This is a genomic window from Pseudomonas sp. H3(2019) (assembly GCF_007713465.1).
Taxonomy (GTDB): domain Bacteria; phylum Pseudomonadota; class Gammaproteobacteria; order Pseudomonadales; family Pseudomonadaceae; genus Aquipseudomonas.
Genome location: NZ_VMSG01000009.1, coordinates 185,276 through 207,523, shown reverse-complemented (window position 1 = coordinate 207,523; position 22,248 = coordinate 185,276). Strand labels below are relative to the sequence as shown.

The 22,248-nt window shown below is 59.6% G+C and carries 18 protein-coding genes and 1 pseudogene; 13 read left to right on the top strand and 6 right to left on the bottom strand.

Going from position 1 to position 22,248, the window contains the following annotated elements; all coding sequences use genetic code 11:
• Both FPT12_RS27645 and FPT12_RS11945 read left to right on the top strand, forming a co-directional pair.
• Positions 1–1,229 (top strand): annotated as a pseudogene (locus FPT12_RS27645) (hypothetical protein); the annotation flags it as partial.
• 114 nt (positions 1,230–1,343) lie between these two features.
• Positions 1,344–2,939, top strand: coding sequence for a hypothetical protein (locus FPT12_RS11945; RefSeq protein ID WP_145016430.1), 1,596 nt, complete (start codon positions 1,344–1,346; stop codon positions 2,937–2,939).
• A gap of 140 nt (positions 2,940–3,079) precedes the next feature.
• Here FPT12_RS11945 and nadE read toward each other — a convergent pair whose 3' ends face one another.
• The 3 genes from nadE to FPT12_RS11930 form a co-directional block, all read right to left on the bottom strand.
• Positions 3,080–3,907: an ammonia-dependent NAD(+) synthetase gene (nadE, locus tag FPT12_RS11940; protein ID WP_145016429.1), complete on the bottom strand. Its 828-nt coding sequence runs from the start codon at positions 3,905–3,907 to the stop codon at positions 3,080–3,082.
• A gap of 4 nt (positions 3,908–3,911) precedes the next feature.
• Entirely contained in the window at positions 3,912–5,138 is a 1,227-nt protein-coding gene (gene pncB / locus FPT12_RS11935; protein ID WP_145016428.1) for a nicotinate phosphoribosyltransferase, read from the bottom strand.
• Positions 5,139–5,315: 177 nt separating this feature from the next.
• Positions 5,316–6,218, bottom strand: a complete 903-nt coding sequence (locus tag FPT12_RS11930; protein WP_145016427.1) for a LysR family transcriptional regulator — start codon at positions 6,216–6,218, stop codon at positions 5,316–5,318.
• 164 nt (positions 6,219–6,382) lie between these two features.
• Here FPT12_RS11930 and FPT12_RS11925 point away from each other — a divergent pair, with 164 nt between their 5' ends.
• The 11 genes from FPT12_RS11925 to FPT12_RS11855 all read left to right on the top strand — a co-directional run bounded on the left by FPT12_RS11925 (position 6,383) and on the right by FPT12_RS11855 (position 19,743).
• Positions 6,383–7,873, top strand: coding sequence for an aldehyde dehydrogenase family protein (locus tag FPT12_RS11925; RefSeq protein WP_145016426.1), 1,491 nt, complete (start codon positions 6,383–6,385; stop codon positions 7,871–7,873).
• A gap of 164 nt (positions 7,874–8,037) precedes the next feature.
• Complete coding sequence (locus FPT12_RS11915) at positions 8,038–9,321, top strand: FAD-binding oxidoreductase (RefSeq protein ID WP_145016424.1); 1,284 nt, start codon at positions 8,038–8,040, stop codon at positions 9,319–9,321.
• Positions 9,322–9,703: 382 nt separating this feature from the next.
• The gene (locus FPT12_RS11905) at positions 9,704–10,837 is read left to right on the top strand and encodes a branched-chain amino acid ABC transporter substrate-binding protein (protein WP_145016423.1); all 1,134 of its coding nucleotides are present in this window, start codon (positions 9,704–9,706) and stop codon (positions 10,835–10,837) included.
• Between the two features lie 185 nt (positions 10,838–11,022).
• Positions 11,023–11,937 (top strand): branched-chain amino acid ABC transporter permease LivH, encoded by a 915-nt coding sequence (locus FPT12_RS11900; RefSeq protein WP_145016435.1) that lies wholly within the window; start codon positions 11,023–11,025, stop codon positions 11,935–11,937.
• Between the two features lie 2 nt (positions 11,938–11,939).
• Positions 11,940–13,238, top strand: coding sequence for a high-affinity branched-chain amino acid ABC transporter permease LivM (livM, locus tag FPT12_RS11895; protein WP_145016422.1), 1,299 nt, complete (start codon positions 11,940–11,942; stop codon positions 13,236–13,238).
• The gene (locus FPT12_RS11890; RefSeq protein ID WP_019691548.1) at positions 13,235–14,110 is read left to right on the top strand and encodes an ABC transporter ATP-binding protein; all 876 of its coding nucleotides are present in this window, start codon (positions 13,235–13,237) and stop codon (positions 14,108–14,110) included. Before livM ends, FPT12_RS11890 begins: the two co-directional genes overlap by 4 nt.
• Positions 14,107–14,823 (top strand): ABC transporter ATP-binding protein, encoded by a 717-nt coding sequence (locus tag FPT12_RS11885; protein ID WP_145016421.1) that lies wholly within the window; start codon positions 14,107–14,109, stop codon positions 14,821–14,823. Before FPT12_RS11890 ends, FPT12_RS11885 begins: the two co-directional genes overlap by 4 nt.
• 816 nt (positions 14,824–15,639) lie before the next feature.
• The gene (gene hflK / locus FPT12_RS11870; protein WP_145016419.1) at positions 15,640–16,674 is read left to right on the top strand and encodes an FtsH protease activity modulator HflK; all 1,035 of its coding nucleotides are present in this window, start codon (positions 15,640–15,642) and stop codon (positions 16,672–16,674) included.
• On the top strand, positions 16,671–17,552 hold the full coding sequence (gene hflC / locus FPT12_RS11865; RefSeq protein WP_145016418.1) for a protease modulator HflC: 882 nt from the start codon (positions 16,671–16,673) through the stop codon (positions 17,550–17,552). The genes hflK and hflC overlap by 4 nt, the downstream gene beginning before the upstream one ends.
• Before the next feature lie 95 nt (positions 17,553–17,647).
• On the top strand, positions 17,648–18,871 hold the full coding sequence (locus tag FPT12_RS11860) for a YjbE family putative metal transport protein (RefSeq protein WP_145016417.1): 1,224 nt from the start codon (positions 17,648–17,650) through the stop codon (positions 18,869–18,871).
• Positions 18,872–18,975: 104 nt separating this feature from the next.
• The gene (locus FPT12_RS11855; protein ID WP_145016416.1) at positions 18,976–19,743 is read left to right on the top strand and encodes an SDR family oxidoreductase; all 768 of its coding nucleotides are present in this window, start codon (positions 18,976–18,978) and stop codon (positions 19,741–19,743) included.
• Between the two features lie 29 nt (positions 19,744–19,772).
• Here FPT12_RS11855 and FPT12_RS11850 read toward each other — a convergent pair whose 3' ends face one another.
• The 3 genes from FPT12_RS11850 to ureG all read right to left on the bottom strand — a co-directional run bounded on the left by FPT12_RS11850 (position 19,773) and on the right by ureG (position 22,241).
• Positions 19,773–20,906 carry an AGE family epimerase/isomerase gene (locus FPT12_RS11850; protein ID WP_145016415.1) on the bottom strand — a complete coding sequence of 378 codons (1,134 nt, stop codon included), beginning with the start codon at positions 20,904–20,906 and terminating at the stop codon, positions 19,773–19,775.
• Positions 20,907–21,015: 109 nt separating this feature from the next.
• The gene (locus FPT12_RS11845) at positions 21,016–21,588 is read right to left on the bottom strand and encodes a HupE/UreJ family protein (RefSeq protein WP_145016414.1); all 573 of its coding nucleotides are present in this window, start codon (positions 21,586–21,588) and stop codon (positions 21,016–21,018) included.
• Positions 21,589–21,626: 38 nt separating this feature from the next.
• Complete coding sequence (ureG, locus tag FPT12_RS11840) at positions 21,627–22,241, bottom strand: urease accessory protein UreG (RefSeq protein WP_054595395.1); 615 nt, start codon at positions 22,239–22,241, stop codon at positions 21,627–21,629.
• Positions 22,242–22,248 lie beyond the last annotated feature (7 nt).

Genomic DNA, 22,248 nt, shown 5'->3' with positions numbered 1-22,248 from the left:
AGGTTGATAATAAGGACGAGGCGCACCTCTCGCAGGTGCGAAGCTATACCGTTACAACTGCTGCGGTGGTGAAGCCGACAATTGGCGAAGTGAAGGACTCCGCAGGCGCGCCGGTCGGCAATCCCGGCACGACCACCCAAACGCCGTTGAAACTCACAGGCACGGTAGCGGCGGGGGAAGCGGTCAAGATTTATAACGGCTCGACTCCGCTGGGCGATGGCAAGTCGACGGGGGCCACCACGTGGGAGTTTGAAACGGGGACCTTGCCTCCAGAAAAGTATGTGTTCAAAGCCATAGAGCAGGATGGCGATGAGCTGGAATCAGACACCTGGACCGTTACCGTCGAAGCGCTGTCGACGGAAAACCCCGTCGTCAATTCAGTCAAGGAAATATCGGGTGCGGATGTTCCCCATGGCACCACAACCCTCACTCAGACGGTGAAGCTGAACATCAAGGCGGGCGCGAACGAAGAACTTGAGTTTTTTGTCAATGGCGTCTCAAAGGGTAAAGAAACTGCGGATGCGCAGGGTGATTTGGAGTACACGCTGACCGATCTGGATCTGGAAGAGCAGGATCTGACGGTGAAAGGCGTTGCCAGCGGATTGGTATCGGATACCTGGACGGTAATCAGAAAAACGGCCCCCTCCAACGGAACACTTGCCATCACCGCCTCCAAAGGCCCTCAACGCAAGGAAGTCCCTCGCGGAGGTGCTACCACATCTGACACCATCACCCTTCACGGTACAGCCGGATTTTCGAAGAACATCACAGCTTATGATGTCTTTACTCCGCTGGAGACGGTTGAGTCTGATCGAAACGGGTATTGGAGTATGTCCCTGAGCGGTTTAAAGGCGTATCGCTACTTTTTCGCGCTGAGTGCCCGCGACGCGCCGATGCTTTGGCCACTGGAGGTATTCGCGGTTGGAACACCGATTATCGAGCAGGTGACTGACCTTAAGGGTACGACACTCATCCCGCCTTACGACGAAACCTCCGGGCAGGCGTTTACGCTGCGAGGCTCGGGTACTGCGGGAGGGGAGATCAACGTCCATGAGCTTCTCAGCGACCAAATAATCAAGGCTATTAAGGTCAACGCGCAAGGTCAGTGGGAATGGACTGCACACATCGGTGCGGAGCCCAGGGAGTATCACTACGTAGCCTCAGCACCCGACGAAGTCGCGCGGAAGTCCAATCTCTATCGCGTGCGCAAGGTCGCGCCGGCGAAGTAATGGAGTATTGATCCGGTATGCGCTGACAACGGTCAGCGTATTGGCGCCGGGTGCCAGATGAACGTCAACGCCGCTGCTGATGTTGCGGCGACTCTTGCGAGATGGAGATTGCTCATGACTGCTCAAGTTACCGCTCCTCAAACACGCGCTCCTATCCCGGATCTCGACCCATTGACGGTCGAGCCGGTGTTGAATGACAGCGATCTGGACTCGATCAACACCTCCCTCCGGTTCAGGGCGCTGATACCTACGGAGAAACTGCTGCCGAGTGACAAGTTCTATGTCGAGATTGCGGGCGAACCCGGCACCCCGGACGGTGGACAGTACAAAAGCGAGCCGCTGTCACTAGGGTCGAGAAACCCCAGGATTGTGAATTTGAAGAAGGAGGTCGTTGCGTTCCTTCTGGGCAAAAAAATGATGGTGACGTACACGATCGTACGGGACAGTGAGGACGATAAAACCTCTGAGCCGCCACTGGAACTCAACGTGCTCCCTCTGCCAAAGAGTGAGTTGAAAGCAGCGCTGATCCGTGAGGCGGAGAACGACGGTAACGGGCCCGGACTGGACCTGACCGGCAGTTCCAATGACCTCACGCTGCGCTTGGGAATCTGGCCGCTGATTGCCGAAAAGCAACGATGCTGGGCTCGCCTGGAGGGCAAGAAAGCCGGCGATGTGGATCACCCGCTCACCGTGCTGCTATCGGAGCCAGTGGATGGGGCCTGGATCACTCGCGGTTACCGCGAGGTGAAAGTGCCTTATGACTATTTCAGGGCGTTACTCAATGGCTCGCCGTTGAAGGTCATTGTCAGGGTCGCGCTGAACCAGGAGGACGATGAGGATCAGGCGTTTGATTTCGAGGAGCGGGTCTATACCGTTAAAAACGTCGCCGAGGTAGTCAAACCGGCCATCACCCAGGTGACGGATTCCAAGGACAATCTCGTTGCCGACAAGGGCGAAACCACCGACACCACCCTGAAGCTGGAAGGCACTGCGGGGGAGGGTGCGACGGTGGAGATTTTCGTTGGAACCGACTCGAAGGGCACGGTCACCGCTGAAGGCGGGGTGTGGAAGCACGAGCTGACCGAACTGAGCCCGGGCACGCACGAGATCAAGGCGGTCGCCAGCGGACAGGACTCCAATACCTGGACCGTGAAGGTGAACGAGGACGCAGTGATATTGGCAATCACCGCAATGACGGACTCCAAGGGCGCTTCTATCGCCAATAATTGGGCGACTATCGATACGACGGTGAAACTCAAGGGCACGGTTGCCGAGGGGGGAGTAGTCGATGTTTATGATGGGGCTGCGCTGCTGGGCGAGGCCAGAACTATCGGTACCCAATGGGAGTTCGACGCGAGCGAATTAAGTGTCAAACGCTACGCCTTCAAAGCAAAAAAGCGCGATGGCAGCCAGCCAGAATCGGATATCTGGAGCGTTACAGTCGGTACTCCTTACATATCTACGGGAAGTACTCCCAATGGCGAGCGCTCTCCGACTGAAGCGGTTTCGCTTGCTGGCATTGCAAAGCCTGACCAAATGGTTGTGTTTTATTACCAAGGGAATGAGCTGACGAGAACTCAGGCTTCCCCCAATGGCGGTTGGGCTGTTCAAGTAACGTTGATCTCGATGTTCAATACCTTCACGGTGGGGGAGCCCGGAGGAGAGCTGCGGTCACCGTCATGGAGCATGTATTTTGATTTAAGACCGTAATATTTCAGGACGCAGCACATTCACGCTGACTAGGTAAGGTTGACGGTGTGACTGCTTAATTCCCGCTCAACCATGACGTATTAAAAAGCCCACTGAGGATCACTCCTCCAGTGGGCTTTGTTGTACCTGTCTGCCATCACTTACGGCGCAAACGGCATCACCCGCTTGTGATGGGTCTTGCGATACGTATCGCAGATGATCCTGAACGCTTCTTCACGCACCGGCTCACCGTGCAGGAATGCGTCGATCTCGGCATAGGTCACACCGTGGGACGCTTCATCCGGTTTGCCAGGCGACAGGTCTTCAAGGTCGGCGGTCGGCACCTTTTCCACCAGCGACTCCGGTGCGCCGAAGCTGCGGGCGATGGCCCGGACCTGGTTTTTCACCAGGCCGCTCAGCGGCGCGAGGTCGCAGGCGCCGTCACCGAACTTGGTGAAGAAACCCATCACCGCTTCTGCCGCGTGGTCGGTGCCGATCACCAGGCCGTGGGCGGCGCCGGCGATGGTGTATTGCGCGACCATGCGCATCCGCGCCTTGGTGTTGCCCAGCACGAAATCCACCGAGACTGCGTGCTTGCCTTCGAAGGCGGCGACTTCACTGGCCAGCGACTTGACCGCCGGGCCGATGTTCACGGTGTGGCGCTCATCCGGGGCGATGAAGTCCACGCAGGCCTGCGCATCGTGTTCATCGAACTGGGTTTCGTACGGCAAGCGTACGGCGATGAACTTGTAGCCCGCGTCACCGCTGCGCTCACGTAACTCGCGCATGGCCCGTTGGGCCAGAAGCCCGGCGGTCAACGAGTCGACGCCACCGCTGATGCCGAGCACCAGGGTCTTGAGCCCGGAATTGACCAGGCAATCCTGGATAAAGGTAATCCGCCGTGCGACTTCAGCCTCCAGGGCTGCCGGGTTTGCGAAGGGCGGTTGGACCTTGAGCTGTTCAGCAATCTCACGCTGTACGGCTTGCATGAATTCACTCCTTGCTTGATGTGCCAGAGAGGGCGGCAGGTACTTGAAACACATGTCGCAAATAGGCGACGAAATTCGGGTCTTTGCAGTGTGTCTTGCCGGCCTCATCGGAAATCTTGGCGACGGGCTGACCATTGCAGGCCGTCATTTTAAGCACGATGCTCATGGGTTCGACACCCGGAATATCGCAGGTCAGGTTGGTGCCAATACCGAAGCTGACATTGATCCGACCACGCAACGCGCGGAATATCTCCAGCGATTTTGGCAGCGTCAGGCTGTCGGAGAACACCAGCGTCTTGCTCATCGGCTCGATACCGAGCTTATGGTAGTGGGCGATGGCTTTTTCGGCCCAGGCAATCGGGTCCCCGGAGTCATGGCGCAAACCGTCGAAAAGCTTGGCGAAATACAGGTCGAAATCGCTCAGGAAGGCATCGGTGGTGATGCAGTCGGTCAGGGCGATCCCCAGCAGGCCGCGGTATTCGCGAACCCAGCAATCGAGGGCGGCGCTCTGGCTGTCGATCAGTCGCGGGCCGAGTTGCTGGTGAGCCATGATCCATTCGTGAGCCATGGTGCCGAGCGGCTTCATGCCCAGCTCGCGGGACAGGTGCACGTTGCTGGTGCCGACGAAACGTCCGGGGAAATCGTGCTTGAGCACGTTCACCACTTCTTCCTGCACGCGGAAGGAGAAGCGCCGGCGAGTGCCGAAATCCGCCACCTGCAGGTGCGAGAGCTCGTCGGCGCTGGCATTGGCGCTCAACCAGTCGAACTTGCGATAGAGCTGCTCGCGGACCTGTTCCATGACAATTTCACGGTAGCGATAGCGGTTGCGCACTTCGCTGACCACCGCCAGCAGCGGCACTTCGAACAGAATCACATGCAACCACGGCCCGCGCAGACGGATGAACAGCTCGCCGTTCTCGATGCCGGTGTGGATGTAACGCAGGTTGAAGCGGAACAACCCGAGAAAACGCAGGAAATCCGGCTTCAGGAAACTGATGCGCTCCAGAAAGCTCAACTGATCGTTGCTCAGGCTCAGTTCAGCCAGACGTTCGATCTGAAAACGAATCTCCGCCAGGTACGGGCGCAGGTCCTCGCTATTGCGGCAGCGGAACTCCCATTCGACTTCAACGTTGGGGTAGTTGTGCAGCACCGCCTGCATCATGGTCAGTTTGTAGAAGTCGGTGTCGAGCAGGTTCTGCACGATGCGATCGGCAAACACACTCTCGCTCATAACGGGAATCTCCAGGCTGGCCGCCGCTGACGGCAGCGACGTTTCAGCTGTTTCAATGAATGGGACTAGTGGCGCATATCGGTGGGCTGTATTGCCAGTGTTTTTTTGATCAGGGTTAAGCCGTTACACAGTCCGTAGCAGCTGGCGAAGCCTGCTGCTACGGGATCTTTGTTGTTCTTACGACAATGGGCTATCGATCTGCTCCAGCATCCACTTCACAAAATCGCGCACCTTTGGCACTTCCGCCGAATGTTCGGGGTAGGCCAGGTAATAGGCATCGTTGCTGGGCATTGCGTGCGGCCAGGGGATAACCAGTTTGCCGTCGGCCAATTCCTCTTCCACCAGGAACCGTGGCAACAGGGCGACGCCACAGCCGACTTGTGCGGCGCGGATGCACATATAAAAGGTTTCGAAACGCGGGCCGTGATAGCTGTGCTCGGTCTGGTAACCCTGACTGTCGAACCAATCGTGCCAGGCCTGAGGACGCGAGGCATTTTGCAGCAATACCAGATCGCTGAGTTGCGTTGGGTCAGTAAATGGCTGCTCCGGCAGGCTGCCCGGTGCGCAAACCGGCACCAGCTCTTCGCCAAACAGCTTCAGGCATTCGGTACCGGGCCGCGAACCCTGACCGAAATAGAACGCCAGGTCGCTGCGCCCTTGCAGCAGGTCGTCGGCTTCCTGCTCGTTACACAAGTCCAGATGAATATGCGGATGACGCAGGCGCCAGCCTTTCAGGCGTGGCACCAGCCAGCGAGCGCCAAAGGTTGAAGGCGTAGACACGCGCAGTACTTCGGTCTCACCGCCGTAGGAACGCAGGTAGTGGGTCGACATCTCGACTTGTGTGAGGATTTTTCGCACTTCAACCAGGTACAAATCCCCGGCCGGAGTCATTTGCAGGCGTCGGCGTACCCGGCGAAACAGCAGGTGCTGCAACAGCTCTTCGAGTTGCGCGACCTGTTTGCTCACGGCGCTCTGGGTCAGGTTCAGCTCTTCGGCGGCGCGGGTGAAGCTCAGGTGACGAGTGACCGCTTCGAAACACTGCAACGCGGTGATCGATGGCAAGTGGCGTTTATTCAGCATGGGTGGGCCCTTGTTCTTGTTGCAACGCTTTGCATGAATAAACGGAATGATATCTCGCTTAATCGTCGTTTGTTGGCAAGTCTCGGGGCGGCTACAACTATAGGCCTGAAGCCCCTTGTCAGCGGGCTGTGAATTTTCTGCTTTTCACGTTGAAGGAGTGACCCATGGTTGCCGCATTGCTTGATCGTTTGGGGGTGAACCCGGCCCTGTACCAGAACGGCAAACAGCCCGTGCATTCACCGATCGATGGCAGCCATATTGCCTCCGTGAACTGGGAAGGCGCCGCTGAAGTCGAGCAGCAGGTCAGTCGCGCAGAGCATGCGTTCGACCTGTGGCGCAAGGTTCCGGCACCGCGTCGTGGCGAACTGGTGCGTCAGTTCGGCGAAGTACTGCGCGAGTACAAGGCCGATTTGGGCGAGCTGGTGTCCTGGGAAGCCGGCAAGATCACTCAGGAAGGCCTGGGTGAAGTTCAGGAAATGATCGACATCTGCGACTTCGCCGTCGGTTTGTCCCGCCAGCTGTACGGTTTGACTATCGCCTCCGAGCGTCCGGGTCACCACATGCGTGAGTCCTGGCATCCGCTGGGCGTGGTCGGGGTGATCAGTGCGTTCAACTTCCCGGTTGCGGTCTGGGCCTGGAACACCACGCTGGCGCTGGTCTGCGGCAACTCGGTGATCTGGAAACCGTCGGAGAAAACCCCGCTCACTGCACTGGCCTGCCAGGCGCTGTTCGAGCGTGTATTGAAGAACTTCAGCGATGCACCGCAATACCTCAGCCAAGTGATCATCGGTGGCCGCGATGCCGGTGAAGCGCTGGTAGACGACCCGCGTGTGGCCTTGATCAGCGCCACCGGCAGCACCCGCATGGGCCGCGAAGTAGCGCCGAAAATCGCCGCACGCTTTGCTCGCAGCATTCTGGAACTGGGTGGCAACAACGCAATGATCCTCGGCCCAAGCGCCGACCTCGACATGGCTGTGCGGGCGATTCTGTTCAGCGCAGTCGGCACCGCCGGTCAGCGTTGCACCACCTTGCGTCGCCTGATCGCCCACGAGTCGGTCAAGGAAGAGATTGTCACCCGCCTCAAGGCCGCCTATTCCAAAGTGCGCATCGGCCATCCGCTGGAAGGCAATCTGGTCGGCCCGTTGATCGACAAACACAGCTTTGAAAACATGCAGGACGCGCTGGAACAAGCCTTGAGCGAAGGCGGCCGGGTGTTTGGCGGCAAGCGTCAGCTCGAAGACAAGTTCCCGAACGCCTACTACGTTTCGCCGGCCATCGTCGAAATGCCGGAGCAGAGCGATGTAGTGCGCAGCGAAACCTTCGCACCGATTCTGTACGTGGTTGGCTACAAGGACTTCGCCGAAGCATTGCGCCTGAACAACGCGGTGCCACAAGGCCTGTCGTCGTGCATCTTCACCACTGATGTGCGTGAGGCCGAGCAGTTCATGTCGGCGGTGGGCAGCGACTGCGGCATCGCCAACGTCAACATCGGCCCGAGCGGCGCGGAAATCGGCGGCGCCTTTGGCGGTGAGAAAGAAACCGGCGGTGGTCGCGAGTCCGGCTCCGATGCGTGGCGCGGTTACATGCGTCGCCAGACCAACACCGTCAACTACTCGCTGGAGTTGCCGCTGGCCCAAGGGATTACCTTCGACTAAGCCCCGGATGATTGTTCCCACGCGCAGCAAAGGAATGCAGCCCGTGACGCTCCGCGTCACATCAAGAGCGGACGCAGAGCGTCCGGTGAGGCATTCCCACGCAGAGCATGGGAACGATCAGGCTGCGTCGTTTTTGGTTGGGCTTACATTTTCGGAGTCTGGCGATGCCGTTACGCGAAGAATGCTTATGGGAAAAACTGACGCCGCAACGGCCTGACCGGGCGACGCTCAAGGGCGAGGTGACGGCGGACGTCTGCGTGATCGGCGCCGGTTTTACCGGTTTGTCAGCGGCGGTGCATTTGCTGGAACAGGGTAAAAGTGTCTGCGTGCTCGAGGCCAAGCGCTGCGGGCAGGGCGGTTCGGGGCGTAACGTCGGGTTGGTGAATGCCGGGATGTGGATTCCCCCGGACGAGATCGAAGCCGGGTTCGGCGAAGCGATCGGCAGCCAGCTCAATCGCATGCTCGGCGCGGCGCCTTCGCTGGTGTTCAGCCTGATCGACAAATACACCATCGATTGCCAGCTACGCCGCGAAGGCACGCTGCACATGGCGCACAACGCCCGTGGCGAAGCCGATCTGCGCAGTCGTGAAGAACAATGGAAGCGCCGCGGCGCGCCCGTGGAGTTGCTGACCGGTGCGGCGTGCGAGCAGGCCACCGGGACCAAAAAGATTGCCGCCGCGTTGCTCGACCGCCGTGCCGGCACGCTCAATCCGATGGCCTACACCAGCGGTCTGGCCAAGGCTGCTGCGGACCTGGGAGGGCAGCTCTTCGATCATTCAGCGGTGACCCGGCTTGAACGTCAGGGCCAACGCTGGTCGGTGCAAACCGACGCCGGTTCGGTCATGGCCGAGCAGGTGGTGATCGCTTCCAACGCCTACACCGAAGGCGACTGGACTGAACTGCGGCGCAGTTTTTTCCCCGGTTATTACTATCAGGTGGCATCAAAGCCGCTGACCGAAGAAGCCGCGCAACTGATCCTGCCCGGCGGCCAGGGTTCCTGGGACACCCGTCAGGTACTCAGCAGTATCCGTCGCGACAAAGACGGCCGGTTGTTGCTCGGCAGCCTGGGCAACGGCAATCAGAAACCCACCTGGTTCCTCAAGGCCTGGGCCGACCGGGTTCAGCAGCATTATTTCCCCTACCTCAAACCGGTGGACTGGGAATGCTCCTGGACCGGTTGCATTGCTTTTACCCCCGATCACTTGATGCGCTTGTTCGAGCCGGCGCCCGGTTTAGTGGCCGTCACCGGTTACAACGGCCGTGGTGTGACCACGGGCACGGTAGTCGGTAAAGCCTTTGCCGATTATTTGTGTAACGGAAATCCTCAGGCGCTACCGATTCCCTTCGCACCCATGCAGCCACTGGCCGGGGTGGGCCTGCGCAGTTGTCTGTACGAGGCCGGTTTTTCGCTCTATCACGCGGGCCAGTGCCTGCGGATTGTCATCTGATCAAGGAAATATGTTGCGCGAAGCGGCGCTTTTTGGCGCAGCGACTAGCCTGTAATGGTGCGGGTTTGTAGCAGTTGCGCACCAGCAGTGTGCAGTTCGGTGACGCACGTTGTTACAGGCTGGTTGCACGTCGTTTGGCGCCGCGGTTGCAATGATGGCGCGCTAGGGTTGCGCCTCAGAAAATAAATGGTTTCACCTTCCGCGGTTTAGACGGTTGCACGCCCAATGAAAAAGGGCTCGAAACAGTCGAAATAACAATAAAGCAGCGACTTTTTGAAGAATAAAAAACCGATGGCACGCCACTTGCTCTGCGCTTGTAGCTGAATCAAAGCTTCCGCTGAAGTTGCTGTGCTAACTAAAAAAACCTCAGGAGCACCATCACATGTCGCAGACGTTTTACAGGAAAGGTTTTCTGGCACTCGCAGTTGCTACTGCATTGGGTGTTTCTTCGTTTGTTCAGGCGGATGTCAAACTTGGTGTGGCAGGTCCGATGACCGGTCCTAGCGCTTCCTTCGGCTTGCAATACATGAAAGGCGCGCAAGCGGCGGCGGATGCAATCAACGCCAAGGGCGGCATCAACGGCGAAAAAATCGTACTGGTCCAGGGCGATGACGCCTGCGAACCGAAACAGGCTGTAGCCGTCGCGAACAAAATGGTCCAGGACAAGGTGATCGGCGTGGTCGGGCACTTCTGCTCGTCGTCGACTATCCCGGCTTCCGAGGTCTACTCCGACGCCGGCATCATCGCAATCACCCCGGGCTCTACCAACCCGACGGTCACCGAGCGCGGCCTGCCCGCCATGATGCGTATGTGCGGACGTGATGACCAGCAAGGTATCGTCGCGGGCAACTACATTGTCGACGTCCTGAAAGGCAAGAAAGTTGCCGTCATCAACGACAAGGACACCTACGGTAAAGGCCTGGCGGACGCAACGGCCAAGCAGCTGACCGCGCGTGGCGTGAAACCGGTTCTTGAAGAAGGCCTGACCCGCGGCGAGAAAGATTTCAGTGCCCTGATCACCAAGGTCCGTTCGGTAGGGGCTGATGTCCTTTACTTCGGTGGCCTGCACCCGGAAGCCGGTCCACTGGTGCACCAACTGCGTGAGCAAGGCCTGAAAGACGTCAAGTTCATGTCCGATGATGGCATCGTCACCGACGAAATGGTCACGACTGCCGGTGGTGCTCCTTACGTCGACGGCGTGTACATGACCTTCGGCGCTGACCCGCGCCTGATTCCAGACAGCAAGGCTGTCGTGGATACCTTCCGCAAATCCGGTTACGAGCCTGAAGGCTACACCCTGTACGCCTACGCCTCGGTGCAAGCCCTGGCTGCCGGCTTCAACGGCGCCAAGTCGAACAAAGGTGAAGAAGCCGCCAAATGGCTCAAGGCGCACCCGGTGGAAACCGTGATGGGCAAGAAGGAATGGGATAGCAAGGGCGACCTGAAAATCTCCGACTACGTGGTTTACCAGTGGGATGCCGCGGGCAAATACCACCAGCTGGACAAACAGAAGTGAGATAAGCGCACCGCCAGGTCCGGGCCTCTCGATATCCTTCGTGGGGCCCGGCTTGAGTCATGGGTTCTGCAACCATGCCGACCCGGTATTTTTCTTCTGAGCCACATGAACCTGGCCAGGTGCGCCTCACAAGGGCTCATCGACACCGGGTTCGCGGTGGCCTCTCGAGTTAGTGAGAGTGCATGATGGACGGTATTTTCCTGCAACAAGTTATCAACGGTTTGACCCTCGGATCGGTCTACGGCCTGATCGCCATCGGCTACACAATGGTCTACGGCATCATCGGCATGATCAACTTCGCCCACGGCGAGGTGTACATGATTTCCGCGTACCTGGCGGCAATCAGCCTGGCTCTGCTGTCCTGGTTCGGTGTCGAATCCTTTCCGCTGTTGATCCTCGGTACTCTGCTGTTCACGGTCTTCGTGACCGGTGTGTATGGCTGGGTCATCGAACGCATCGCTTATAAACCGCTACGCAACTCCACCCGACTGGCACCGCTGATCAGTGCTATCGGCGTTTCGCTGATCCTGCAGAACTACGCACAGATCGCTCAGGGCTCACGGCAACAGGGTATTCCTACGCTGCTGAGCGGTGGGCTGAGATTCGATATCGGTACGGGTTTCGTGCAGATCACCTACACCAAGATCTTTATTCTGGTCGCTGCGTTTATCGGGATGGCCCTGCTGACCTACATCATCAAATACACCAAGTTGGGGCGCATGTGTCGTGCCACCCAACAAGACCGCAAGATGGCCTCGATCCTCGGGATAAACACCGACCGGGTGATCTCCTACGTGTTCATTATCGGTGCGGCCATGGCTGCGCTGGCGGGTGTCTTGATCACGGTGAACTACGGCACCTTCGATTTCTACGCCGGCTTCGTGATCGGCATCAAGGCCTTCACCGCTGCGGTGCTCGGCGGGATTGGCTCGCTGCCTGGCGCCATGCTCGGCGGGATCATCCTCGGCGTTTCCGAGTCGCTGTTTTCCGGCGTGATCAACTCTGACTACAAGGACGTCTTCAGCTTCTCGCTGCTGGTACTGATCCTGATTTTCCGTCCTCAAGGCCTGTTGGGTCGCCCACTTGTGGCGAAGGTGTAAGCATGTCCGACACTAATAACAAACCTATCGATGTGAAAAAAAGCCTGATCGACACGGTTCTGGCCGGGTTGATTGCCCTGATTGTCTTCGGCCCGATCGTGGGCGTAGTGCTTGAAGGTTATAGCTACAATCTGCAACCGACGCGTGTGGCCTGGATGGTCGGGGCGGTGATGCTCGGGCGTCTTGCCTTGAGCCTGTTCATGCAGACGGCCAAGGGTGAGAAGGTTCAGCAACGCTTCGAAATCGTCGGCTCCGGCGTGCATGTGCTGGCACCTGATTTCAAGTCGCGGCTGCGCTTCATCATTCCGGCGTTGATCGTGATCGCTATCGTGTTCCCGGTCTTCGCCGACAAGTACCTGCTGACGGTGGTGATCCTGGGCTTGATCTACGTGTTACTGGGCCTTGGCCTGAATATCGTGGTCGGTCTGGCAGGTCTGCTCGACCTGGGTTATGTGGCGTTCTACGCCATCGGTGCGTATGGCCTGGCACTGGGTTATCACTACCTTGGCCTGGGCTTCTGGACCGTGTTGCCGCTGTCGGCACTCATGGCGGCGATGGCCGGATGCATCCTCGGCTTTCCGGTGTTGCGCATGCACGGTGACTATCTGGCCATCGTGACCCTGGGCTTCGGTGAAATCATTCGCCTGATACTGACCAACTGGCTGTCCTTCACGGGCGGGCCTAACGGCATGCCGGTGCCATCACCGTCGTTTTTCGGTATCGAGTTCACGCGTGTGGCGAAGGATGGCGGGATACCCTTCCATGAATTCTTCGGGACCGAATACAACCCGAACATCAAGTTCATGTTCATCTATGCCGTGTTGTTCCTCGTCGTGATGCTGGTGCTGTACATCAAGCATCGCCTGACCCGAATGCCGGTCGGGCGTGCCTGGGAGGCCTTGCGCGAAGATGAAATCGCCTGCCGCGCCATGGGCCTCAACCACGTACTGGTCAAGCTGTCGGCCTTTACCCTGGGGGCTTCCACAGCCGGTCTGGCGGGTGTGTTTTTCGCCAGCTATCAAGGTTTCGTCAACCCGACCTCGTTCACCTTCTTCGAGTCGGCGTTGATCCTTGCCATCGTCGTACTCGGCGGCATGGGCTCGACCGTCGGCGTGGTGATCGCCGCGTTCGTGCTGACCGTCGCCCCGGAACTGCTGCGTGGCTTCGCCGAATACCGCGTGTTGCTGTTCGGCATTCTCATGGTGTTGATGATGATCTGGAAACCGCGCGGCCTGATTCGTATCAGCCGTACCGGCGTGACCCCGCGTAAGGGTGCCTTGACTGAGAGGAGCGCGTCATGAGCGATGAAGTCATTCTCTCGGTAGAGAACCTGATGATGCACTTCGGCGGCATCAAAGCCCTGAGCGACGTCAGCCTGAAGGTCAAGCGTAACTCGATCTTCGCGTTGATCGGCCCCAACGGTGCGGGCAAGACCACGGTGTTCAACTGCCTGACCGGTTTCTACAAAGCCTCTGGCGGGCATATCGAACTGAACACCCGGGGTGTCAAAACCAACGTCATCAAGATGCTCGGGGAACCGTTCAAGGCGACCGATTTCGTTTCACCGAAACGCTTCGTCAATCGCCTGCACTACAAGATGTTCGGCGGTACGCACCTGATCAACCGCGCCGGCCTGGCGCGGACCTTCCAGAACATTCGCCTGTTCAGGGAAATGTCGGTGATCGAGAACCTGCTGGTGGCTCAGCACATGTGGGTCAACCGTAACCTGGTGTCCGGCATTCTCAACACCAAAGGCTACCGCAAGGCCGAAAGCGATGCCCTGGACCATGCCTTCTACTGGCTGGAGGTGGTCGATCTGGTGGACTGCGCCAACCGCCTGGCCGGTGAGCTGTCCTACGGTCAGCAGCGCCGCCTGGAAATCGCCCGGGCCATGTGCACCCGGCCCAAGATCATTTGCCTGGACGAACCGGCGGCGGGCCTCAACCCGCAGGAAACCGAAGCGCTCAGCGCGATGATTCGGCATCTGCGCGACGACCACGACATTACGGTGGTGCTGATTGAACACGACATGGGCATGGTAATGAGCATTTCCGACCACATCGTGGTGCTGGACCACGGCAACGTGATCGCCGAGGGTAACCCGCAAGCGATCCGCAACGATCCGAAAGTGATTGCCGCCTACCTGGGTGCTGATGAAGAGGAGCTGGTATGACTCAACCGATCCTCGAACTGAAAGCGATCGACGTGTTCTACGGGCCGATCCAGGCCCTGAAAAAGGTCTCGCTGCACATCAACGAAGGCGAAACCGTCAGCCTGATCGGTTCCAACGGTGCCGGCAAATCGACGCTGCTGATGTCGATCTTCGGTCAGCCACGCGCGGCTGGCGGGCAGATCGTTTATCGCGGCGTGGACATCACCCACAAGTCGTCGCACTACATCGCCTCCAACGGCATTGCCCAGTCGCCGGAAGGGCGGCGGGTGTTCCCTGACATGACCGTCGAGGAAAACCTGCTGATGGGCACGATCCCGATTGGCGACCAGTACGCTGCCGAGGACATGCAGCGCATGTTCGAGCTGTTTCCACGGCTCAAGGAGCGGCGCAATCAGCGGGCGATGACCATGTCCGGTGGCGAGCAGCAAATGCTCGCCATTGCCCGGGCATTGATGAGCCGGCCCAAATTGCTGTTGCTCGACGAGCCAAGCCTGGGGTTGGCGCCGATTGTGGTGAAACAGATCTTCGCTACCCTGCGCGAACTGGCGGGCACCGGCATGACCATCTTCCTGGTCGAGCAGAACGCCAACCACGCGCTCAAGCTGTCGGATCGGGCCTACGTGATGGTCAACGGTGAAATCCGCCTGAGCGGCACTGGCAAGGAGCTGCTGGTGAACGAAGAGGTGCGTAACGCGTATCTGGGCGGTCATTGACTCTGCTTGATGCTGCTGATCGTTCCCACGCTCTGCGTGGGAACGCCTCTCCGGATGCTCTGCGTCCGCTTTTGTGACGCAGAGCGTCACCGGCTACATTCCCACGCAGAGCGTGGGAACGAGAGCTTCCGGCCGCTATCCACAATCCAATCTGGGAATTGTGGAAAACAATATTCGCAACCTGTTAAAGCGCGACATAAAGCCGCTGCAAATAGCTGTTTTTCCACAGTTTTGACTTGTCCCCGTTTGCTGTGGAACTGGCTGTGGGTAACATGGGAGCAACTGCTTGAAGGCCTTTAACGGCATGGCTTGCAGGGTTGTGGTTGTTTTTTGATCAGGCATTTTTCAGCGGCCTTGAGTAAGCCTTGTCAACCTTTTTGTTGCCGCTGCCCGGCGGCTGAACAGTCGTTGCGCAGCCTGTGGATAAGTCTGTGGTTAAACTCTGGAAAGACTCGGCAAAGGGCCGTAATGACTGGCGTGTAGCCATCGTCTCGGTGACTGCTCGGTCGCACCGACCGACGCTGGCTACACTTGTCAGTGCCCAGGTCAAGCAAAAAACTTTCAGATCTGCCCGCAAAGCCTTGTAGATCGCGCGTCTCAAGGTTTGCACTTGCCCCCAAAGACTGTGGACGGGGCTGTGGATAAGGTGCGTGCAGTTGGCTACGAGCCAGAGCAGCCAAGGCCTGGCAGCAGTTGAGCGTTTTTTGTACAGCGAACATGACAGAGTTTTCATTTTCGCGGTTTTGGGTTCAGGTACTCTGCGCGCCTTGGCGCCCCCGAATGGGCGCTCGTCATTTGACGACATGGAGCCATTGCATGACCGATAGTCCCGCCTTTGCTCCTGTCGAGCCCGTCAGTCCGATGCGTCGGCTGCTCAAGCGAATGGGCTACGACCTGGCCGTGATGGATCTCGGCGGACGGGGACTGGCACTGATCGGCGGGCTGCTTTTACTGGCCTGGATCAGCTCCGGCATCTACAAGGTTCAGCCGGATGAACAGGGCATTGTGCTGCGCTTCGGGCGCTGGCAGCAGACCGCCGAATCCGGGCTGCACTATCACTTGCCCTATCCTGTCGAAACCGTCCTGTTACCCAAGATCACTCAGGTCAATCAGTTGCAACTGGGCACCAGTACCAGTGTGCAGAGCGCTGCGACCAATGGCGCGCGCGACAAGCAGATGCTCACCGGTGACGAAAACATCGTCGAAGCCGATTGCACGGTGTTTTGGCGAATCAAGGACGCGCGACTCTACCTGTTCAAAATCAGCGACCCGGAGCGCTCGGTGAAACTCGCGGCCGAAAGCGCGCTGCGCGAGGTGATTGGGCGTACGCCGATTCAGTCGGTGATGTCTGACAAGCGTGCGCAGATCGCCGATGAAACCCGCGACTTGCTGCAGCAATTGCTGGACCGCGAACAGGCGGGGATTCTCATCACCCAGGTGCAATTGCAACGGGTCGATCCGCCGCCGCAGGTGATCGATGCGTTCAACGATGTGCAGCGAGCCCGCGCCGACCAGGAGCGCGCCCGCAACGAAGCCGAAGCCTATGCCAATGACGTGATACCCCGTGCCCGTGGCGACGCGGCGCGTATCACTCAGGAAGCCGAAGCTTATCAGGCGCAGGTCGGCAACCTGGCCGAGGGCGAGGCCAAGCGGTTTCTCTCGGTCTACAACAGCTACGTGCAATCCAAAGACGTCACCGCCTGGCGGCTGTACATGGAGAGCATGGATGAAGTCCTGAAAAAAGCCTCCAAAGTCATCATCGATTCTTCCGGCAAGGGCATGTCCGGGGTGGTGCCGTACATGCCGCTGAGCGAGCCTGGCAAACCCCAGCAAAAGGACGCCCGACTATGAACCGCACCGTCAAATGGTTGGCCGCAGCGGTCGTCGCGATTGCGCTCTGGGCGTTGGCCGCGTCGGCCTATGTCGTCGATGAATCGCAACAGGCACTGATCATCCGCTTTGGTGCACCGATGGGCGTGGCCGGGGAGCCGGGGCTCAAGTTCAAGGTGCCGTTCAGCGACTCCATCGTGTTTTACGACAGCCGTCTGCAAACCCTGGCATCGCCGGCCGAGCAAGTGATTCTCGGCGATCAGAAGCGGATCGAGGTCGAGACCTATACGCGTTTTCGCATTAGCGACCCGCTGCGGTTTTATCAGGCTGTCGGGACCCTGGATCAAGCCAATGCTCAACTGACGCAAATGGTCAGCTCCTCGTTGCGCCGTGAGTTGGGTGAGATATCGCTGCGTTCGCTGTTGTCGCCGGCCCGTCAGCAGGAAGTCGCGATCATCGAGAAAGACGTGGCCGACAAGGCCCGCGCACTCGGCATCGAGGTGACGGAGGTGCGTCTGCATCGCGCTGATCTGCCGCTGGAGGCCAGTCAGGCGATTTACGACCGGATGAAGTCCGAGCGCCAGCGCGAAGCCAAGGAGCTGCGCGCGCAGGGCTTTGAATGGGCCCAGCAAATCCAGGCCAAGGCCGACCGAGATCGCACGGTGTTGCTGTCCGAAGTTCAGCGCCAGTCGGCAATCACTCATGGTGAGGCCGATGCAGCGGCTAACCAGATTCTTTCGGCGGCGTTCAGCAAAGACCCGGAATTCTACAAGTTGTACCGCTCGTTACAGACCTACCGTCAGGCGCTGTCTGACAGTCAGCCGATGTTGGTACTGACGCCTGATGCTGCGTTTCTCAAGCAGTTTCGGAACGGGCCGGCAACGACCAGCGGCAAGTAGCGACGGCCATGAGTGATCTGTGTGCAGGACACCGGCCTGAGCGGTTCGCTGGGATGATGTTCCGATGACGCCGTCTTTTGCCAGGAAACCGCTCGATGTTATTTGATGGTGCGCTGCATGCGCTGAGCATGGTCTTTGAGGTGTTCCTGCTGGACTTGATCCTGTCGGGCGACAACGCGTTGGTGATTGCCCTGGCCTGTCGCGGGCTGCCGCCGGATCAACTCAAGCGGGCTGTATTGATCGGCACCAGCGGCGCCATCGTTCTGCGGACGTTATTGACCACGCTGGCCGGCTGGTTACTGCTGGTGCCGTGGCTCAAGCTGATCGGCGCGCTGCTGTTGCTGGTGATCGCCATACGGCTGCTGACCGAGGAAGAGGCCGGCGAAGAGGGCGATTCGTCAGGCGGTTCGCCGCAGACGCTGGGCGGCGCAGTGGTCACGGTGCTGACCGCCGACCTGATCATGAGCATGGACAACGTGGTCGGTCTGGCGGCGGTGGCTCAGGGCAGTGTCTTTTATCTGGTGCTGGGCTTGCTGTTGAGCGTGCCGCTGCTGATGTTCGGCAGCCTGCAAATCACTCGGTTGCTACAGCGTCAGCCGGTGCTGGTGTCGATTGGTGCGGCACTGCTGGGCTATGTCGCGGGGGACATTGCGGTCTCTGATCCGGTGGTCGTGGGCTGGGTCAACAGCCAGTCGCCGGCGCTCAATCAAGTGGTGCCCTTGCTGTGTGCGGTGTATGTGGTCCTTCAGGCCCGAATCATTCTTCGGCAACGTGCGCGGTTGCCCAAACCTGCGGTCATGCAGCCGGTTGCACGGGAGGTCAGGTTTCAGCAACCGGTCAGCGAACCGGTTACGTTGCCTGTGGTGAAGCCCGAGGTGGTCCTGAGTGCATCGCCCGCGCCTGCAATTGAAGCGTCCAGTGATGAGCCACGGCGGCGCCTGTTCGGCGATTACAACGGGCTGGCGACGGTGTTGGCGGGGCTTGCCGGTATTTTCGTGATCAGTGCTGCGTTGTATAGCCTGGTGGGCGGATTGTCCGGTGGCCTGCTGCCCACGCCGCAAAAGGAGTATGCGTATGTCTGCACCGGGGCAAGCACCACCCTTTACTATCGACCCGGCGGCAGCACGATCCGGCTCGTCACGGGTGGCGGTGAGGCCACCGGTTACGTGAGGTACAAGACCATTCTCTGGCAAACCCCGCAGAGCGCCCTCAAGGACCTGCACCTGAGGCTCCCCGGCGAGATCGAGAAAACCAGCGCCACGGTCGTCACCCTCAATGGCGGCAGCTTCTCGCAGATCCAGTGTGCGCGCAGCCTGTGACGTAACCATCAATGACCCGGTTGCCGCTGTGCTCCGGGCCGGGCATGCTGCTGGTTGAGTTTTTATTCCAACGGCTGCGTATCAGCCCAAACCAGGAGAACACGATGTCCAACACCCTGTTTATTACCGGCGCGACGTCCGGTTTTGGTGAAGCCTGTGCCCGTCGTTTTGCCGAGGCCGGCTGGAAACTGGTGCTGACAGGCCGTCGTGAAGAGCGTCTGAATGCCCTGTGCGCCGAATTGTCGAAGCAGACCGAAGTCCATGGCCTGGTGCTGGACGTGCGTGACCGCAAGGCCATGGAGGAGGCGATCGCCAACCTGCCGCCGTCGTTTGCCAAGCTGCGCGGGCTGATCAACAACGCAGGCCTGGCCCTGGGTGTAGACCCGGCGCCCAAGTGTGACCTGGACGACTGGGAAACCATGGTCGACACCAACATCAAGGGCCTGATGTACAGCACTCGCCTGCTGCTGCCACGCTTGATCGCCCACGGTCGCGGTGCCGGGATCATCAACCTGGGTTCCATCGCCGGCAACTACCCGTACCCGGGCAGCCACGTGTATGGCGCGACCAAGGCGTTCGTCAAACAGTTCTCGCTGAACCTGCGCTGCGACCTGCAAGGCACCGGCGTACGGGTGAGCAACATCGAGCCGGGCCTGTGTGAAAGCGAGTTTTCGCTGGTGCGTTTTGGCGGTGACCAGGCGCGCTACGACGCCACTTACGCGGGCGCCGAGCCGATCCAGCCGCAGGACATCGCCGAGACGATTTTCTGGGTCCTCAATGCCCCGGCGCACATCAACATCAATCGTCTGGAATTGATGCCGGTGAGCCAGACCTGGGGCGGGTTTGCGATCGATCGCAGTAGCAAGGCGTAAGTGTAGCGAGGGGGCTTGTCGGAGCAGACTCAGCCGAAATATTCGGTGAGCCCGCGATAACAGGTCGCCAAATGGTATGGCGTGGTCGACGGCATGTCCGGGCGGCTGACCGCGCCATCCCTGTCCAGGCACTCGTACCAGCCACCGGCATGCAGGAAGCGCTGTTGCAAGGCGTTCAATTGACGCTCAATCAACGCCTCGCTGTCCGGATGCAAAGTCAGGGCGCGCAGGTATTCTGCCTGGGCCCAAATGCGCTGGGTCTCATCACGTGGTCGGCCGTCCAGTTCAAGGTCGAGCATGGCTCGCACTGCGCCCGTTTGCTGATTAACGCCCAATTGCTCGGTGAACGGGAATGCGCGGGTCAGCGAGGCGTGCAGTTTTGATCCGCGCAGCAACGCCGATGACTCCAGCAGGAAGAACCATTCGAATTGATGCCCCGGCTCAAACCAGTTATCCACAGCCCCCAGCGGTTTCTCCATCATCACCCCGTGCTGCGGGTCGATGAAGTGCTTTTGCATCGCCCCGCACAGTGCATTGAGCGCGGCCTCGACCGGGGCATCGTCGCGTACTGACAGCGTGGCGAGGAACGCTTCGGCCAGATGCATCAGCGGGTTCTGCAACGGCCCGGACTTGAGCGATGACCAGTTGCGGTCGAGGCTGGCTTCGTACAGACCGTCGTCTGTGGCGAAACGTTGAGCGACCACTTCCAGCGCGGCATTGAGCACCGATTCCACCAACGGCTCGCGAACCTTGGCCCAGTAATGGGCGCAGGCAAACAGAATGAAGGCGTGGGTGTAGAGGTCTTTACGCTGATCCAGCGGCGCGCCATGGGCGTCGATGCTGTAGAACCAGCCGCCGTGTTCGGCATCGTGGAAATGCCGTTGCAGGGAGCGAAACAGCGCAGCGGCGCGCTCTTCGGCAGCCGGTACGTCACCGATCAGGCTGGCGAACAGGTACAGCTGCCGCGCGCAGGCCATGGCCCGGTAGCGTTGTGGCGGCAATGGCCGGTGTTCGGCGTCCAGCGCTTCATACGGCAGCGCCATGTCTGAGTTCCAGCCGGGGCCTTGCCAGAGCGGCACGATCACGTCCTGGAAGTGCTGCTGCACAGTGGCGAACAGGGCGGTCAATTCAGGCTGGGAGGCGGAGCGGGGAGCATCGGGCATTGGCTGGCGTCGTCACGGCAGGAGTGTTTGCGCGACATGGTAGCAGAGAGTGGAGCATACGATCGTTCCCACGCAGAGCGTGGGAACGATCAGCATCAGGTGTCCGGTTTCAGCCGGCGAGCAACCAGACTCCGGTTGCCGCTGAAGCAGCGCCGGCCAACCGAACCAGCGGCGCAGCCGCCTGAGGCAATACGCGCACCAACGCATAACCGGCAGCATGCAGGGTTGCGGTCGCAGCGACGAAGCCAGCGGCATACGCCCAAGGGCTGGACATGTCCGGCAGCTCCAGGCCATGCGCCACGCCGTGGAACAAGGCAAACAGTGCTGTCGCGCCAATCGCCAGGCTCAACGGTGGACGCACCGCCAATGCCACCGCCAGGCCCAACGCGAGCACCGAAGCGGCAATCCCGCTTTCCAGCGCAGGCAGGTTCAAGCCCTCAAACCCGAGCATTCCGCCGATCAGCATGACGCCGACGAAGGTACACGGCAGCGCCCAGCGCGCGGCGCCCTTTTGTTGCGCGGCCCACAACCCCACGGCGAGCATCGCCAGCAAATGGTCGAGCCCGCCAATCGGATGGCTGATGCCGGCCAGCAAACCGTTGTCGCCATGGCCCGGGTGGGCGAAGGCCAGTGCGGGCGTGAGCAGCAGGGCTGCGGCGGCGAAGATGCGTTTGAGTGTCATGAGTAAGCTTCCTTGTTGATAACGCCTGTGGATAAGTTTCAGGCTGCGGTCAGCAGCCCCTGGCGTTCGATGAAGGCGATGATTTCCTCAAGGCCCTGGCCGGTTTTCTGATTGCTGAAGACGAACGGCTTGCCGCCGCGCATGCGTTGGGTGTCGCTGTCCATCATCGACAGCGATGCGCCTACCAGCGGCGCCAGGTCGATCTTGTTGATCACCAGCAGGTCGGATTTGCAGATCCCCGGTCCGCCCTTGCGCGGCAGCTTGTCGCCGGCCGAGACATCGATCACGTAGATCGTCAGGTCCGAGAGTTCCGGGCTGAAGGTCGCCGACAGGTTGTCGCCACCGGACTCCACCAGAATCAGATCGAGGCCGGGAAAGCGCCGGTTCAGTTGATCCACCGCTTCGAGGTTGATCGACGCATCTTCGCGGATCGCCGTGTGCGGGCAACCGCCGGTTTCCACGCCGATGATCCGCTCGGGGGCCAGGGCTTCGTTGCGTACCAGAAAGTCGGCGTCTTCGCGGGTGTAGATGTCGTTGGTGACCACTGCCAGGTTGTAGCGATCACGCAACGCCAGGCACAGGGCCAACGTCAGCGCGGTTTTGCCGGAACCGACCGGGCCGCCGATACCGACGCGCAGAGGTTGTGTGTTCATGTGATTC